12 protein-coding genes are annotated in these 15,116 nt (G+C 59.7%); all 12 read left to right on the plus strand.

Annotated features, from left to right (window positions below; all coding sequences use genetic code 11):
* Position 1: 1 nt before the first annotated feature.
* The 12 genes from flgJ (at position 2) to ACLH0J_RS12985 (ending at position 15,063) form a co-directional block, all read left to right on the plus strand.
* A complete protein-coding gene (flgJ, locus tag ACLH0J_RS12930) occupies positions 2 to 1,264 on the plus strand; it encodes a flagellar assembly peptidoglycan hydrolase FlgJ (RefSeq protein WP_411392268.1) in 1,263 nt (420 codons plus the stop codon).
* Between the two features lie 10 nt (positions 1,265 to 1,274).
* Positions 1,275 to 3,323, plus strand: coding sequence for a flagellar hook-associated protein FlgK (gene flgK / locus ACLH0J_RS12935; protein ID WP_411392269.1), 2,049 nt, complete (start codon positions 1,275 to 1,277; stop codon positions 3,321 to 3,323).
* A gap of 14 nt (positions 3,324 to 3,337) precedes the next feature.
* A complete protein-coding gene (locus ACLH0J_RS12940; RefSeq protein ID WP_411392270.1) occupies positions 3,338 to 4,969 on the plus strand; it encodes a flagellar hook-associated protein 3 in 1,632 nt (543 codons plus the stop codon).
* A gap of 276 nt (positions 4,970 to 5,245) precedes the next feature.
* Positions 5,246 to 6,175: a ketoacyl-ACP synthase III gene (locus ACLH0J_RS12945; RefSeq protein ID WP_076963040.1), complete on the plus strand. Its 930-nt coding sequence runs from the start codon at positions 5,246 to 5,248 to the stop codon at positions 6,173 to 6,175.
* Between the two features lie 306 nt (positions 6,176 to 6,481).
* Positions 6,482 to 7,918, plus strand: a complete 1,437-nt coding sequence (locus tag ACLH0J_RS12950; protein WP_411392816.1) for a flagellin — start codon at positions 6,482 to 6,484, stop codon at positions 7,916 to 7,918.
* A gap of 73 nt (positions 7,919 to 7,991) precedes the next feature.
* A complete protein-coding gene (locus tag ACLH0J_RS12955; protein ID WP_076963042.1) occupies positions 7,992 to 8,342 on the plus strand; it encodes a flagellar protein FlaG in 351 nt (116 codons plus the stop codon).
* Between the two features lie 80 nt (positions 8,343 to 8,422).
* On the plus strand, positions 8,423 to 9,826 hold the full coding sequence (gene fliD / locus ACLH0J_RS12960) for a flagellar filament capping protein FliD (protein ID WP_411392271.1): 1,404 nt from the start codon (positions 8,423 to 8,425) through the stop codon (positions 9,824 to 9,826).
* Between the two features lie 138 nt (positions 9,827 to 9,964).
* Positions 9,965 to 10,369: a flagellar export chaperone FliS gene (gene fliS, locus ACLH0J_RS12965; RefSeq protein WP_076963044.1), complete on the plus strand. Its 405-nt coding sequence runs from the start codon at positions 9,965 to 9,967 to the stop codon at positions 10,367 to 10,369.
* Positions 10,370 to 10,410: 41 nt separating this feature from the next.
* A complete protein-coding gene (gene fliT / locus ACLH0J_RS12970; RefSeq protein WP_076963045.1) occupies positions 10,411 to 10,707 on the plus strand; it encodes a flagellar protein FliT in 297 nt (98 codons plus the stop codon).
* Between the two features lie 169 nt (positions 10,708 to 10,876).
* Complete coding sequence (locus tag ACLH0J_RS12975; protein WP_010563970.1) at positions 10,877 to 12,352, plus strand: sigma-54 dependent transcriptional regulator; 1,476 nt, start codon at positions 10,877 to 10,879, stop codon at positions 12,350 to 12,352.
* A gap of 110 nt (positions 12,353 to 12,462) precedes the next feature.
* On the plus strand, positions 12,463 to 13,674 hold the full coding sequence (locus ACLH0J_RS12980) for a sensor histidine kinase (RefSeq protein WP_411392817.1): 1,212 nt from the start codon (positions 12,463 to 12,465) through the stop codon (positions 13,672 to 13,674).
* Positions 13,675 to 13,680: 6 nt separating this feature from the next.
* Positions 13,681 to 15,063, plus strand: coding sequence for a sigma-54-dependent transcriptional regulator (locus tag ACLH0J_RS12985; RefSeq protein WP_411392272.1), 1,383 nt, complete (start codon positions 13,681 to 13,683; stop codon positions 15,061 to 15,063).
* Positions 15,064 to 15,116: the final 53 nt, after the last annotated feature.

Here is a 15,116-nt window from a genome sequence, read left to right on the forward strand (position 1 = left end):
CATGGCTATGGACATGCGCAACAGTGGCCTGACCAGCACGGCGGATTCGGGTTCGTATTCTGACTTGAACCGCCTGAACCAGTTGAAGGTTGGCGACAAGAACAGCGAAGGCAACATGCGCAAGGTGGCGCAGGAGTTCGAGTCGCTGTTCTTGAGCGAGATGCTCAAGTCCATGCGCTCGGCCACCGAGGCCCTGGGCAAGGACAACCCGCTGAACACGCCGGCGGCCAAGCAGTACCAGGAAATGTACGACCAGCAACTGGCGGTCTCGATGTCTCGCGAAGGCGGCGGCATCGGCCTGGCTGACGTGCTGATGCGCCAGATGGCGAAGAACAAACCGGTGGACGCTCAGGCGGCCACCTTGCAAGGCCCGGCGGCCGCCGAGCCGGTGAAGAAAGCCGATGTGCCGACGCAGATTGCCGCCGGCACCCAGGCCGAAGGCCCGCTGGGTCGCTCCAATGGCCAGCGCCCACTCTGGGCTTACCGCGTGGCGGCCCCCGAAGGCGCGAGTGCGCACGCCAACGATATGGCGTTGATGAACCAGCGTCGCCTCGCCTTGCCCAGCAAGCTGACCGACCGTCTGCTGACCGGCATCGTGCCGAGCACCGATGCCACGACGCTGGCCAAGGCCGCGCCGCTGCGTAACAGCGCCGCGGCCGACAATGTGGTCAACAGCAGCGCTCGCACGTTTGCCGTGCCGAGCGGCCGCATGCAGGTCTACGGCCGCGCCGTGGCCCAGCCCCCCTTGGCGCCGGCGAAGAAGGCCTTCGGCTCCCAGGACGAATTTGTCGCCACCATGTTGCCGATGGCCAAGGCGGCTGCCGCGCGTATCGGTGTCGACCCCAAATACCTGGTGGCCCAGGCCGCCCTGGAAACCGGTTGGGGTAAATCGGTGATGCGTGCCGAGGATGGCAGCAGCAGCCACAACCTGTTCGGGATCAAGGCTGGCCAGAGCTGGCAGGGTGGCCAGGCCCGCGCGATCACCAGCGAGTTCCGTGACGGTACGATGGTCAAGGAAACCGCGCAATTCCGTTCCTACGATTCGTACCAGGACAGCTTCCACGACCTGGTCACGCTGCTGCAAAGCAATGATCGCTATAAAGAAGTCGTGAAGTCAGCCGACAACCCGGAACAGTTTGTACGCGAGTTGCAAAAAGCCGGGTATGCAACCGACCCGGACTACGCCAGCAAGATTTCGCAGATCGCAAAAACGATGAACAGTTACCAGAACTACGCTGTCGCGGGCGCGACCACTCATTTATAAGGTCTGAACCATGAGTTTGCTCAATATCGGGATGTCGGGGCTCAACGCCGCTCAAGGATCGTTGTCTGTCCTGAGTAACAACATTGCCAACGCCAATACCGCGGGCTATTCGCGTCAGCAGACCACTCAGAGCGCGAACGCGTCGAACCAGTACGGCGGCGTGTTCATTGGCAGCGGCACGACGCTGGCCGATGTGCGCCGGGTGTACAACGAGTACCTGGACACGGCTTACCAGAACAGCACCTCGCTCAACAGCGATGCGGCGGCGTATCTGGACCAGGTCAGCGCCGTCGACAAGACCCTGTCGGATAAGACCACCGGCATGTCGGCTGTACTCAGTTCGTTTTTCGCCGCCGTGCAGACCGCGTCGGCCACGCCGAGCGACACGTCGGCTCGCCAGATCCTGCTCACCAGCGCCCAGACGTTGAGTAACCGGTTCAATGCGATCTCCACGCAGTTGAGCCAGCAGAAAGAAACCATCAACAGCCAGTTGACCTCCATGAGCGATCAGGTCAACCAACTGACCTCGTCGATTGCATCCCTCAACAAGCAGATTGCCCAGGTGCAGGGTTCCACCAACACCACCCCGGCCAACCTGCTGGACTCGCGTGCCGAAGCCGTGCGCTCGCTCAACGAGTTGATCGGTGTGACCGCCGTCAAGAAAAACGGCGTGTTCAGCGTCAGCACCGGTACCGGTCAATCCCTGGTGCTGGGTGATCAGTCCAACACTATTTCCGCTGTGCCGAGCAAGGCCGACACCAGCCAGTACACCATCCAGATCAACATGCCCGGCAACACCGCGGTGGACATCGGCAATGTGGTCAGCGGTGGCAGCATCGGTGGGCTGTTGCGTTATCGCAGCGATGTATTGACGCCGGCGATCAACGATTTGGGGCGCATTGCCATTGTCACCGCCGACACGATCAACAGTCAGTTGGGTCAGGGTATCGACCTGAACGGCGAGTTCGGTGCCTCGATGTTCAAGGACATCAACAGTGCAGCTTCCGTCGCGCTGCGCAGCGTGGCCGCACAGGGCAACCAGGGCACCGGCAGCCTGGGAGTGACGATCGAGGACAGCAGCCAACTGACCAACTTCGATTACAAGGTGACCTTCAGCGACGCCACCGACCCGAGCAAAGTGACCGTGCTGCGTTCCGACGGTAAGGCCATGGGCACCTTCGACATCACGGCCACGCCGCCGTCGGTGATCGACGGTTTCAGCCTGGCCCTCACTGGCGGCCCGATGCAGGCGGGGGACAGCTTCAAGGTCAGCCCGACCGCCAACGGCGCCAAAGAGATCGGCACCGTGCTCACTGACCCGAGCAAGGTCGCCTTCGCCGCGCCATTGCAGGGCGAAGCCGGCAAGACCAATCAGGGGACCGGTACGTTCACGCCGCCGACCTTGACGGTGCCCATCGATATCCAGGGCGGCGCCGACACCGCCCAACTGCGTGCCGGGATTCAGAACTCCTTGCCGGTGAAAATGGTGTTTGGCGCGCCAGCGGCCGATGGTACCCAGACCTACACCCTCAATAATGCCAAGGGTGAGTCGCTCGGTTCTGGCAGCATCATCCCGGGGCAGGACAACAAGATCACCATCAATGTGCCGATGCGCGATGCCAGCGGTGCGCTGGTGGTTCCGGCCAAGAGCTTCAGCTTCGACACCACGGTGGCGGGTTCGCCATCCGATGGCGACAGCACCTCGTTTTCGTTCAATGCCACCGGCGTGTCCGACAACCGTAACGCCCAGCAACTGCTGAGCCTGCAGACCAAGGCAACCGTGGGCGTGGCTTCAGACGGCACGGGCGGCACCAGCCTGGTCGGGGCCAACAGCAAGCTGGTCTCGACCGTCGGCGCCAAGGCCGCTGCGGCCACGACCGACACCACGGCCACCAACGCGCTGTTGACGGCCAACAAGAACGCGCGCAACTCGGTGTCCCAGGTCAATCTGGATGAAGAGGCGGGCGACATGATCAAGTTCCAGCAGTACTACACCGCGTCGTCGCAGATCATCAAGGCTGCGCAAGAAACCTTCAGTACGCTGATCAATAGTCTTTAAGGGAGTCTGGGCCGATGCGCATTTCTACACAGCAATATTTCGACACCAGCTCCAGCAAGTATCAGAGCAACTATTCCAGCGTGGTACAGGCCCAGCAGCAGGCCAGTTCCGGTGTGCGTGTACAGACCGCCGCCGATGATCCTGTGGCCGCACAGCGTTTGCTGATGCTGCAACAGCAGAAAGACATGCTGTCCCAGTACAGTGGCAACATCACCAGCCTGAAAAGCTCGCTGACCAACGAAGAAAGCATTCTGCAATCGATCAGTGCGGCGGTGCAGGCCGGCAGTCAGTTGGCGTTGCGCGCCGGTGGTGTGACCAGCGATGCCGACCGCAAGTCCATCGCGGTCGAGGTCGGCGCTCTTGAGGAGCAATTAATGGGGCTGCTCAACAGCAAGGATGCGGCAGGCAACTATTTGTTCTCCGGCTCCAAGACCCAGACGCCACCGTATTCGCGCAACAGCGATGGCACTTACAGCTACCAGGGTGACGAAAATGCCCTGAGCCTGCAGGTGTCCGAAACACTGAACGTCAGTGCCGGCGATACGGCCAAGAGCATCCTGGAAGGTGCGGTCAACACCAGCCGTACCCAGTCGACCTATATCGCGCCGACAGTTGCGCCTGTGCCGCCTGCGATCTCTCCACCGCTGGTCGATGACAACAAGGTCGCCGTCTCGGCCGGCCTCGTGACCTCGGGCACCGATTACACCAAGCAGTTTTCCGATGGCCAGCCGTACAAGCTGACCTTCACCAGCAGCACCCAGTACGTCGTGACGGATAAAAACAACAACGACATCACCTCGGAAATTGCAGGTAACGGGACGTTCGATTCCACCAAGGAGGGCAGCGCCAGCGTCAACCTGCGCGGGGTCAAGTTCGATATCACGGTCGACCTCACCAACACCGCCACCGGGCCTGACGCCGATGCGCTGGTCAAGGGGCGCGAGTTCAACCTGACCACCAAGCCGGACTCGTTCAATGTTTCCCGAACTGCGAGCAACACATCGACGGCGCAATTGACCAATGCTCAGGTCAGTAGCTCAGCCGACTATGTCAGCACCTTTCCGGGCAACAGCGGGATATTGATCAAGTTCGACGACACCGACCCGACGGCTTACAAGGTGTACGCCCAGCCGTATACCGCCAATAGCAAGCCGATTGTCGACAATGGCGTGATCGACAGCAGCACCACGCCGAACACGATCACCGCAGCGGGGGTTACTTTTGAACTGAGTGGCACTCCGCAAGTCGGCGATCAGTTTTCGGTTGGCAACACGACCCAGAAAACCCAGAACGCCCTCGACACCTTGAGTCAACTGCGCCAAGCCCTGGAGCAGCCGGCCGACGGTATTCCGGGCGCACGGGGCAAGCTTCAGGACGCCCTGAACGCGGCAGTCAGCAACCTCACCAACTCGCTGACCCAGGTCGACAATGTACGTGGCTCCATCGGTGCGCGGCAGAACGCTCTGGAAGTGCAGGAGAGCGAAAACACCAGTGTCGGTCTGGCCAACACCAGCACCATGAGCGCCCTGGCAAACATCGACATGGGCGAGGCGGCGATCAACCTGACCTTGCAGCAAACCATGCTGGAAGCCTCACAGTTGGCGTTCGTGAAAGTCTCGCAGTTGAGCCTGTTCAACAAGATGTAAGCGGCCTGGTGTCAAGCGGCCCATCCTGGAAACAGGCTGGGCCGTTGTCGTTTCTGGGGCTTAATTGTTTGAAGGTTTTGCACAAAGCACACAAAATTAGGTGACCTGTGAGTCATAAAGCGCATCTTCACTGTATCGTGTGAAAAGGATAAGTCGTCACAGGGTCCTTGCGGGGCGGCTTTCAGCGAGATTTTTATGGGGTTATCCCCTTTATTGTCAGCACCCCGGGCGTTGTCCGCAGGGTGTTCTCCAGCTATTTAGTATTGGGAAGCCACAATGATTGGCATAAAAAGCATCGCCAGTTACGTGCCGGCAGACGGGATCGATAACTACGCCCAGGGTGCCAAATTCGCCAAGGATGAAGAATTCATCATTGGCAAGATCGGTTCGGCGTTCCTGCCGCGCAAGGAAGCCGCGCAGGAAACTTCCGATTTGTGTGTCGAGGCGGTCAACGCTTTGTTTGCCAACAACCCGGACTTGAAGCGCGAATCCATCGACGCGCTGATCGTCGTCACCCAGAACGGCGATGAAGAGGGTTTGCCCCACACCGCCGCGATCGTCCAGGACAAACTGGGTCTGCCTACCCATGTGGCGGCGTTCGATATTTCGCTGGGTTGCTCCGGTTACGTCTACGGCATCTACGCGATGAAGGGCTTCATGGAAGCCACCGGCCTGAAGAACGGTCTGCTGGTCACCGCCGACCCGTATTCAAAGATCGTCGATCCGGAAGACCGCAACACCACTATGCTGTTCGGCGACGCCGCCACAGCCACCTGGATGGGTGAGGACGCATCGTGGTTGCTGGGTAAATCCAAGTTTGGCACCGATGGTTCCGGCGCGCCGCACCTGAAGGTCAGCAACGGTGTGTTCTTTATGAACGGTCGTCAGGTGTTCAACTTCGCCTTGCTCAAGGTGCCGGCGCATTTGCACGAACTGCTCAATGAGTCGGATCTCAACGCCGACGATATCGACGCGTTTTGCATCCACCAGGGCAGTGCGGCGATTGTCGATGCCGTGGCCCGTCGTTTCGAAGACGCGCCGGTGGACAAGTTTCTCAAGGACATGGTCGAGACCGGCAACACCGTGTCGTCGAGCATTCCGTTGCTACTGGAAAAGCACGTGATGGGCACCGCCTGGACTCGTGTGGCCATCAGCGGCTTCGGTGTGGGGCTGTCTTGGGGATCGGCGATTCTCTATCGCCCGTGACGCTTCGATAGCCAGCAAAACAAAACGCCGATGATCGAACGATCACCGGCGTTTTGCATTGTGGAGAGCGGGCTTGCCCTCGCGTTGGACTGCGCGGCGACCTTCTGCCGCTCTCCCCAAAAAAACAAGCCTTTACGGTGCCGCAAACCCTTGAAATCCAAGGGGTGGCACGGCGCCATTAAAAAAATCAAAAAAAATCCTCAAGCAACCGGCGACCACGACGATAACTATTACGTAGGTTCTCAGGCCACACCCGGCGGTTGCCAGGGCCGGAAGCCGCAGTATCCATCCAACGAGGATTTCGTCATGGCTTTAACAGTAAACACCAACATTGCTTCGATCACTACTCAGGGCAACCTGAACAAAGCCGGCGGCGCCCTGGCCACTTCCATGCAGCGCCTGTCTTCCGGCCTGCGTATCAACAGCGCTAAAGACGACGCTGCTGGCCTGCAGATCGCCAACCGCCTGACCAGCCAAATCAACGGCCTGGGCCAAGCAGTCAAGAACGTGAACGACGGTATCTCCATCGCTCAGACCGCTGAAGGCGCGATGCAGGCTTCGACCGACATCCTGCAAAAAATGCGTACCCTGGCTCTGTCTTCCGCTACCGGTTCCCTCAGCGCTGACGACCGTAAGTCGAACAACGACGAATACCAGGCTCTGACTTCGGAATTGACCCGTATCTCGCAAACCACTACTTTCGGTGGCCAGAAGCTGCTGGACGGTTCGTACGGTACCAAAGCTATCCAGGTTGGCGCCAACGCCAACGAAACCATCAACCTGAGCTTGGAAAACGTTGCAGCCAATAAAATCGGCTCGCAGCAAATCAAGAGCACTGCTGTAACTCCAGCTGCCTTGGGTCTTGCTGCGGGTGACATCACTGTTACCGGTAACGGTCAGACCAAAAGCGTTTCTTACGCAGCTGGTGCTTCGGCCAAGGATATCGCCAGCCAGCTGAACGGCGCCGTAGGTGGTCTGACTGCTACCGCAAGCACCGAAGTGAAGTTCTCGGTTGCTGCCGCTGCTGCGACCACTCCAGCCAACTTCTCCCTGGCTGTAGGTGGCGGTTCCGCCGTCAAGTTTGTTGGTGTGACTGACACCGCCAGCCTGGCTGACCAACTGAAGTCCAACTCCGCGAAGCTGGGCATCAGCGTCAACTACGACGAAGTCAACAACACCCTGGAAGTGAAATCCGACTCGGGTGAAAACCTGGTGTTCTCCGGTACTGACGCCGGTGCACAAGCTGCGATCGGTGTTGACGTTAAAGATGGTGCTGGCGCCTATGCTGGCAGCGCAACCAGCATCGCTGACACCATGGTTGTTACCGGTCAGATCTCCCTGGACTCCGCCAAGGGCTACTCCCTGGGTGCTGGTACCGCTGACGGTGTTACTCAACTGTTTGGCGCTGCATCGGTATCGTCGAAGAAAACCGCTATCTCCGACACTGACGTCACCGACGCGACCAACGCCCAAAACGCGCTGGCTGTCATCGACAAGGCCATCGGTACCATCGACGGCGTTCGTTCGGGCCTGGGTGCTACCCAGAACCGTCTGACTACCACTGCAGACAACCTGCAGAACATTCAGAAGAACTCCACCGCTGCACGTTCCACCGTTCAGGACGTCGACTTCGCTTCCGAAACCGCCGAACTGACCAAGCAACAAACCCTGCAGTCGGCTTCCACTGCGATCCTGTCGCAGGCTAACCAACTGCCATCCGCTGTACTGAAACTGCTTCAGTAATCAGCGCGCTTGGTAACTAACGGAAGGGCGCGTTTACGTGCCCTTCCGTTTTTCGGTTTCGAGGAGATTGGACATGGACCTGAGTGTAAAGCTGAACCAGTCTTATCCGCCGGTTGCACCTCAAAGCGCACCTGCTCAAGTGGCGACCGACAAAAGCGCCACCAAAGTCCAGGAAACCCCGGCCATAGGCAAGCAGCCTGAGCGTGCGGACCTGGAAAAAGCGGTAACCGATATTCGCGAATTCGTACAAGCTGCCCAGCGCAGCCTGGATTTTTCCATTGATGACTCCACCCATCGCGTGGTGGTCAAGGTCATCAATACCGACAATGGTGAAGTGATTCGCCAGATTCCGTCGGAAACGGCATTGAAACTGGCTCAGAGCCTATCCAGCGCAAGTCACGTATTGTTTGACGACAAGGCCTGAGCTGGCATGAAACTTGTTGCTGTCATGACTTGAAGCGTAACCAGTCAAGATAACGGCAGCCACCGAACAGGAGATAGATGATGGCGGGTTCAACGGTAAGTGGTATCGGTTCAAACATCGATACGCAATCGATCGTGACATCCTTGGTCAACGCCGAGAAGGTGCCCAAGCAAACGCAGATCAATACCGCGTCCCAGAAGGCGACCACCACGCTGTCTTCGATCGGCAAGATTCAGGCGGCGCTGGATGCCTTTCGCGGCGCGCTGGACAGTATGTCCGCAGACAGCAGTTTCACCGGTCTCACCGGTTCGTCTTCGGATGAAAAAGTCGCCACCATGACCGCCAGTAACACGGCTTCCAATGGCAGCTTCCGTCTGGTGGTCAACCAATTGGCCCAACCGTCGAAGTTATCGAGCGCAACGTTCGCGGGTGGCACGTCGACCGTGGTGAATACCACGGACAAGCCCACCACGCTGACCATCAGTCAGTCCGGCAAGAACTACGATGTAAGCATTCCTTCCGGCGCGACGCTGCAGCAGGTGCGTGATTCGATCAACACGCAGTTTTCAACCTCCGGGCTCAGCGCCAACATCCTGACCGACTCCAATGGCTCGCGTTTGATTCTGACGTCCACCACGATGGGCGTAGGCTCCGACTTGACGCTATCGGGTACGTCCGGGCTGGATGTCGGCGCCACGGTGGTCGACACGCCTCAGGATGCGAAATACAGCATCGACGGTATTGCTGCGGTCTCCAAGTCCAACACGATTACCGGCGCCCTCAGTGGTGTAGATATCAAGCTGGTATCGGTCTCGGCGCTCAAGACGGCTGGCGATACCAGCACCAACCCCGAGAGAAGCGCCACGCTCATTACGGTCAGTACCAACAACACCGCGCTCAAGTCGGGCGTGAAGGGGTTTGTCGACACCTACAACGCCTTGATCACTGCGATGAACGCCGAGACAAAGGTAACGACCAACGCTGACGGCTCCATCACTGCGGCGGCACTGACCAGTGACTCGACTATGCGTTCGCTGCAAAGCGCGATCCGTAATGAGTTCAACGCCCTGTCGGGTACCGGCACATTCAAGTCCCTTGCTCAGTTTGGTGTCACCACCGACTCCTCCACCGGTCTGCTGTCGATCAATGACAAGAAGTGGGATGCCGCGGTCAAAACCAACTCGGCCGATATCAACAGCATGTTTACCGGTGACAAGGGCATATTGGCGCGCATGAAAAACGCCACTGATGATTACGCCAAGGCGAGCACCGGTATTCTGGCGACGCGTTCCACCACGCTGTCCGACACGTTGAAGGACCTGACCAAGCAACAGTCTTCCCTGGATGAGCGCATGACTCTGCTCACCAATAGCCTGTCGGCCAAATACAACGCCATGGATACTCTGGTCGCTCAATTGCGCCAGCAAAGCACCAGTGTCATGACCACGCTCAATGCGTTGAACAACGTCAAGTCCGATAGTTGATCCCTATGTGATAGAAAGGGCCAGGCAACCTGCCTGGCTTTTTTATCGCGGGATGACTGGGGCTAAAGCTTTTTGCGACCCAGTCGACATATTGGTTACTGAAATCCTTTTTGCTGTCGCCTGTCACGAGGTAGAAACATGAATCCCATGAGAGCCCTTCGCCAATATCAGAAGGTCAATTCCCATGCTCAGATCTCCGAAGCCAGCCCACATCGTCTGGTGCAGATGCTGATGGAGGGCGGGCTTGACCGTATGGCCCAAGCCAAGGGCGCACTGGCGCGTGGCGACATCGCCCAGAAGGGCTTGATGCTCGGCAAGGCCATCGACATCGTGATCGGCTTGCGTGACGGCCTGGATGCGCAAAAGAGCGATAACCCGGCTTATGTCCAGCAGTTGGAAAGCCTGTATGCATACATGACCAACCGTCTGATGGAAGCGAACCTGCACAACGATGCCGACATGATCGACGAAGTCGCTCGTTTGCTGATTACCGTGAAAGAAGGCTGGGATGCTATCGCCGCGCCACAAGCTGTCACCGAATAAGGCGCAGCAGAGAAGGGCCTGACGGCCCTGAGGAATATGTCATGAGCCATGCACTGCAACGCATTGATGAAACCCGTGAGGCGCTGATGGGCGCGTTGGCAGACCGTAACTGGGATGCCATTGGCGAACTCGATATGGGCTGTCGCGACGTGATCGAGCAGGTGCTCAATGAGGCGCCGGTGGATGAAGATGCGTTGCGTGAAAAGTTGGAGAGCCTGCTGGTGGTTTATCAGCAATTGCTCGAAGTGACGACGGGCGAGCGCCAGGCGATTTTCGAAGAGATGTCGCAGATCAACCAAGCGAAAAGTGCGTCAAAGGTTTACCATCTGTTCGGTTGAACGGGCGCAGTTAATCCGACCGGCGCGTCATATATTTGACTGTGCCAGCATTTTTGACTTAACTAGTGCTGTTTTCAGATTTCAGACGTCTATAGAGTAAGAAGTCCTACAGCCGTCTCGATCGCCCTCGCTCTGGGGCAGGAAGTTTTACTAGGGAAGTTGCTATTGCATGTGGCGTGAAACCAAAATTCTGCTGATTGATGACGATAGCGTCCGCCGCCGCGATTTAGCGGTGATTTTGAATTTTCTCGGCGAAGAAAATCTGCCCTGCGGCAGCCATGATTGGCAGCAGGCGGTCAGCTCGTTGTCATCGAGCCGTGAAGTCATTTGTGTGCTGATCGGGACGGTAAACGCTCCTGGTGCAGTTCTGGGCTTGTTAAAGACACTGTCTACCTGGGATGAGTTCCTTCCTGTTTTGCTGATGGGCGATATTTCTTCGCTCGATCTGCCGGAAGACCAGCGCCGTCGCGTGCTTTCCACCCTGGAAATGCCCCCCAGCTACAGCAAATTGCTCGACTCCCTGCACCGTGCCCAGGTCTATCGCGAGATGTACGACCAGGCCCGCGAGCGCGGCCGTCACCGCGAACCCAATCTGTTCCGCAGCCTGGTCGGCACCAGCCGCGCCATCCAGCACGTGCGCCAGATGATGCAGCAAGTGGCCGATACCGACGCCAGCGTGCTGATCCTCGGCGAATCGGGTACCGGTAAGGAAGTGGTTGCGCGCAACTTGCATTACCACTCCAAGCGTCGCGACGGGCCATTTGTGCCGGTCAACTGCGGGGCGATCCCGGCAGAACTGCTGGAAAGCGAACTGTTCGGTCACGAGAAGGGCGCCTTTACCGGGGCGATCACCAGCCGTGCCGGGCGTTTCGAACTGGCCAACGGCGGCACCCTGTTCCTCGACGAAATCGGCGACATGCCGCTGCCGATGCAGGTCAAGCTGTTGCGCGTCCTGCAGGAGCGCACCTTCGAGCGCGTGGGCAGCAACAAGACCCAGAGCGTCGACGTGCGCATCATCGCCGCTACCCACAAAAACCTCGAGAGCATGATCGAGGTCGGCAGCTTCCGCGAAGACCTGTACTACCGCCTCAACGTATTCCCCATCGAGATGGCTCCGCTGCGTGAACGCGTGGAAGACATCCCGCTGCTGATGAACGAACTGATCTCGCGCATGGAGCACGAAAAGCGCGGCTCGATTCGCTTCAACTCGGCCGCGATCATGTCCCTGTGCCGTCACGGCTGGCCGGGCAACGTCCGCGAGCTGGCCAACCTGGTCGAGCGCATGGCGATCATGCACCCCTACGGCGTGATCGGTGTGGTCGAGTTGCCGAAGAAATTCCGCTACGTCGACGATGACGACGAGCAATTGGTGGACAGCCTGCGCAGCGATCTGGAAGAACGGGTGGCCATCAACGGCCATACCCCGGACTTCGGTTCCACCGCGATGCTGCCGCCCGAAGGTCTGGACTTGAAGGATTACCTCGGCAACCTCGAACAAGGCTTGATCCAACAAGCCCTGGACGACGCCAATGGCATCGTCGCCCGTGCCGCCGAGCGTCTGCGCATCCGCCGCACCACCCTGGTGGAGAAGATGCGCAAGTACGGTATGAGCCGTCGTGAAGGTGATGAACAGGCGGATGATTGACGCCTGTTTTCTAACTGACTGAAAAACAAGCCTATTTTTTTAGGCACGGGTATTGCTACAACCCTCGCAACGTTCCGTTTAACTGACGGTCAGCCAAGCGAGAGAGCATGATGCCCCACGCCGCCCAACTATCTCCGGTCCCTGATCTCCAGGGACCTGCCCCGACTGTAGAACAGATCAGCCGTAATGGCCTGGAACAGGCCTTTTCGTTGTTCAGTCAGATGTCGAGCCAATTGACCGACTCCTACAGCCTGCTGGAAGCCCGGGTGTCCGAGCTCAAGGGCGAGCTGGCCGTGGTCAGCGCCCAGCGCATGGAGGAGTTGGCCGAAAAAGAGCGTTTGGCCAACCGCCTGCAAAACCTGCTGTCGCTGCTGCCCGGTGGCGTGATCGTCATCGACGACCAGGGCCGCGTGCGCGAAGCCAACCCGGCCGCCTGCGACCTGCTTGGCCTGCCGCTGGAAGGCGAGCTGTGGCGCCATGTCATCAGCCGTTGCTTTGCGCCGCGTGAAGATGACGGTCACGAGATCTCCCTGAAAGACGGGCGCCGCTTGTCCATCGCCACCCGTTCCCTGGATGCGGAGCCTGGCCAGTTGGTGCTGCTCAACGACCTGACTGAAACCCGTCACCTGCAAGACCAGTTGGCGCGCCATGAGCGTTTGTCGTCCCTCGGGCGGATGGTCGCTTCTTTGGCGCATCAGATCCGCACCCCGTTGTCGGCTGCGCTGATTTACGCCAGTCATTTGACTGATGAGCAATTGCCTGCCGCCACCCAGCAACGATTCGCCGGTCGGCTCAAGGAGCGCCTGCACGAGTTGGAGCACCAGGTGCGCGACATGCTGGTGTTTGCCCGCGGCGAGTTGCCGATGACCGACCGCCTTACGCCGGCCGAGCTGATGCAGGCGCTGCAAGCCGCTGCGGCCACCCATATTCAGGACACCCAGGTGCGCTGGCAATGCGACAGTCGCCTCGGCGAGCTGCTGTGCAATCGCGACACCCTGGTGGGCGCACTGCTCAATCTGATCGAGAACGCCATCCAGGCCAGCGGCCCGGACGCGCGGCTCAAAGTGCACCTGTACAACCGCGAGCAAACCCTGCGCCTGTGCATCAGCGACAGCGGCAGCGGGATTGACCCTGCGGTGTTGCGTCGCCTGGGCGAGCCTTTTTTCACCACCAAGACCAATGGCACCGGCCTGGGCCTCACCGTGGTCAAGGCCGTGGCGCGCGCTCATCAGGGCGAGCTGCAGCTGCATTCCCGGTTGGGGCGCGGCACCTGTGCATTGATGACTTTGCCGCTGTTTTTGTGCGCGGCAGACACGGAGTAAGACGTAATGGCTATCAAGGTTCTGTTGGTGGAAGACGACCGCGCCCTGCGGGAAGCATTGGCTGACACGCTGCTGCTGGCGGGCCATGACTATCGGGCGGTCGGTTCTGCCGAGGACGCCTTGGAAGCCGTGGAGCAGGAGCCCTTCAGCCTGGTGGTCAGCGATGTGAACATGCCGGGCATGGACGGCCATCAGTTGCTCGGCCTGTTGCGTGCGCGTCAGCCGCAATTGCCGGTCTTGCTGATGACCGCCCACGGCGCCGTCGAGCGTGCGGTGGATGCCATGCGCCAGGGCGCGGCGGATTACCTGGTCAAGCCTTTCGAGCCCAAGGCGCTGATCGAGCTGGTGGCGCGGCATGCCCTGGGCGTGGTCCCGAGCGGGGAGAGCCAGGGCCCGATTGCCTTCGAGCCGGCCAGTGCCCAATTGCTGGAGTTGGCCGCTCGCGTGGCGCGCAGTGATTCCACCGTGTTGATTTCCGGTGAGTCCGGTACCGGCAAGGAGGTGCTGGCGCGCTATATCCACCAGCAGTCCACCCGTGCCGAGCAACCCTTTATCGCCATCAACTGCGCGGCGATCCCCGACAACATGCTCGAGGCCACCCTGTTCGGTCACGAAAAAGGCTCGTTCACCGGCGCCATCGCGGCCCAGGCCGGCAAGTTCGAGCAGGCCGACGGCGGCACTATTCTGCTCGATGAAATCTCGGAAATGCCCCTGGGCCTGCAGGCCAAATTGCTGCGTGTGCTGCAGGAGCGTGAAGTGGAGCGCGTGGGCGCACGCAAGCCGATCCAGCTGGATATTCGCGTGGTGGCCACCACCAACCGCGACCTGGCCGGCGAAGTCGCGGCGGGGCGCTTTCGTGAGGACCTGTTCTACCGGCTCTCGGTGTTCCCCCTGGCTTGGCGCCCGTTGCGCGAGCGTCCGGCGGATATCATTCCATTGGCCGAGCGCCTGCTTGGCAACCACGTCAAAAAAATGAAGCACGCCCAGGCGCGGCTGTCGGCCGAGGCGCAGGCCTGCCTGATCGGCTATCCGTGGCCCGGCAATGTCCGCGAATTGGACAACGCCATCCAGCGCGCGCTGATCCTGCAGCAGGGCGGGCTGATCCAGCCCCAGGATTTCTGCCTGGCCATGGGCAACGGTGCCGCGCCGTTGCCGACACTGGCGCCCGCGCCCGCGCCGGTGGCCGTCGAGGCGCAGGCCGCCGGGGCGCTGGGCGACGATCTGCGTCGCCGCGAATTCCAGATGATCATCGACACGCTGCGCGCCGAACGGGGCCGCCGCAAGGAAGCGGCCGAACGCCTGGGCATCAGCCCACGCACCCTGCGCTACAAATTGGCGCAGATGCGTGACGCGGGGATGGACGTGGAAGCGTATCTGTTTGCTACCTGACCGGTAACAAGGTCGACAAGGTTTGTCGCCTTTTCTTACGAGTTGATACAGAG

The organism is Pseudomonas sp. MPB23, assembly GCF_046605395.1.
Lineage (GTDB): Bacteria > Pseudomonadota > Gammaproteobacteria > Pseudomonadales > Pseudomonadaceae > Aquipseudomonas.

Excerpts from the sequence above, each read along its gene's own strand:
- flgJ (WP_411392268.1), top strand. The coding sequence starts at position 2 with ATGGCTATGGACATGCGCAACAGTGGCCTGACCAGCACGGCGGATTCG.
- flgK (WP_411392269.1), top strand. The coding sequence starts at position 1,275 with ATGAGTTTGCTCAATATCGGGATGTCGGGGCTCAACGCCGCTCAAGGA.
- ACLH0J_RS12940 (WP_411392270.1), top strand. The coding sequence starts at position 3,338 with ATGCGCATTTCTACACAGCAATATTTCGACACCAGCTCCAGCAAGTAT.
- ACLH0J_RS12945 (WP_076963040.1), top strand. The coding sequence starts at position 5,246 with ATGATTGGCATAAAAAGCATCGCCAGTTACGTGCCGGCAGACGGGATC.
- ACLH0J_RS12950 (WP_411392816.1), top strand. The coding sequence starts at position 6,482 with ATGGCTTTAACAGTAAACACCAACATTGCTTCGATCACTACTCAGGGC.
- ACLH0J_RS12955 (WP_076963042.1), top strand. The coding sequence starts at position 7,992 with ATGGACCTGAGTGTAAAGCTGAACCAGTCTTATCCGCCGGTTGCACCT.
- fliD (WP_411392271.1), top strand. The coding sequence starts at position 8,423 with ATGGCGGGTTCAACGGTAAGTGGTATCGGTTCAAACATCGATACGCAA.
- fliS (WP_076963044.1), top strand. The coding sequence starts at position 9,965 with ATGAATCCCATGAGAGCCCTTCGCCAATATCAGAAGGTCAATTCCCAT.
- fliT (WP_076963045.1), top strand. The coding sequence starts at position 10,411 with ATGAGCCATGCACTGCAACGCATTGATGAAACCCGTGAGGCGCTGATG.
- ACLH0J_RS12975 (WP_010563970.1), top strand. The coding sequence starts at position 10,877 with ATGTGGCGTGAAACCAAAATTCTGCTGATTGATGACGATAGCGTCCGC.
- ACLH0J_RS12980 (WP_411392817.1), top strand. The coding sequence starts at position 12,463 with ATGCCCCACGCCGCCCAACTATCTCCGGTCCCTGATCTCCAGGGACCT.
- ACLH0J_RS12985 (WP_411392272.1), top strand. The coding sequence starts at position 13,681 with ATGGCTATCAAGGTTCTGTTGGTGGAAGACGACCGCGCCCTGCGGGAA.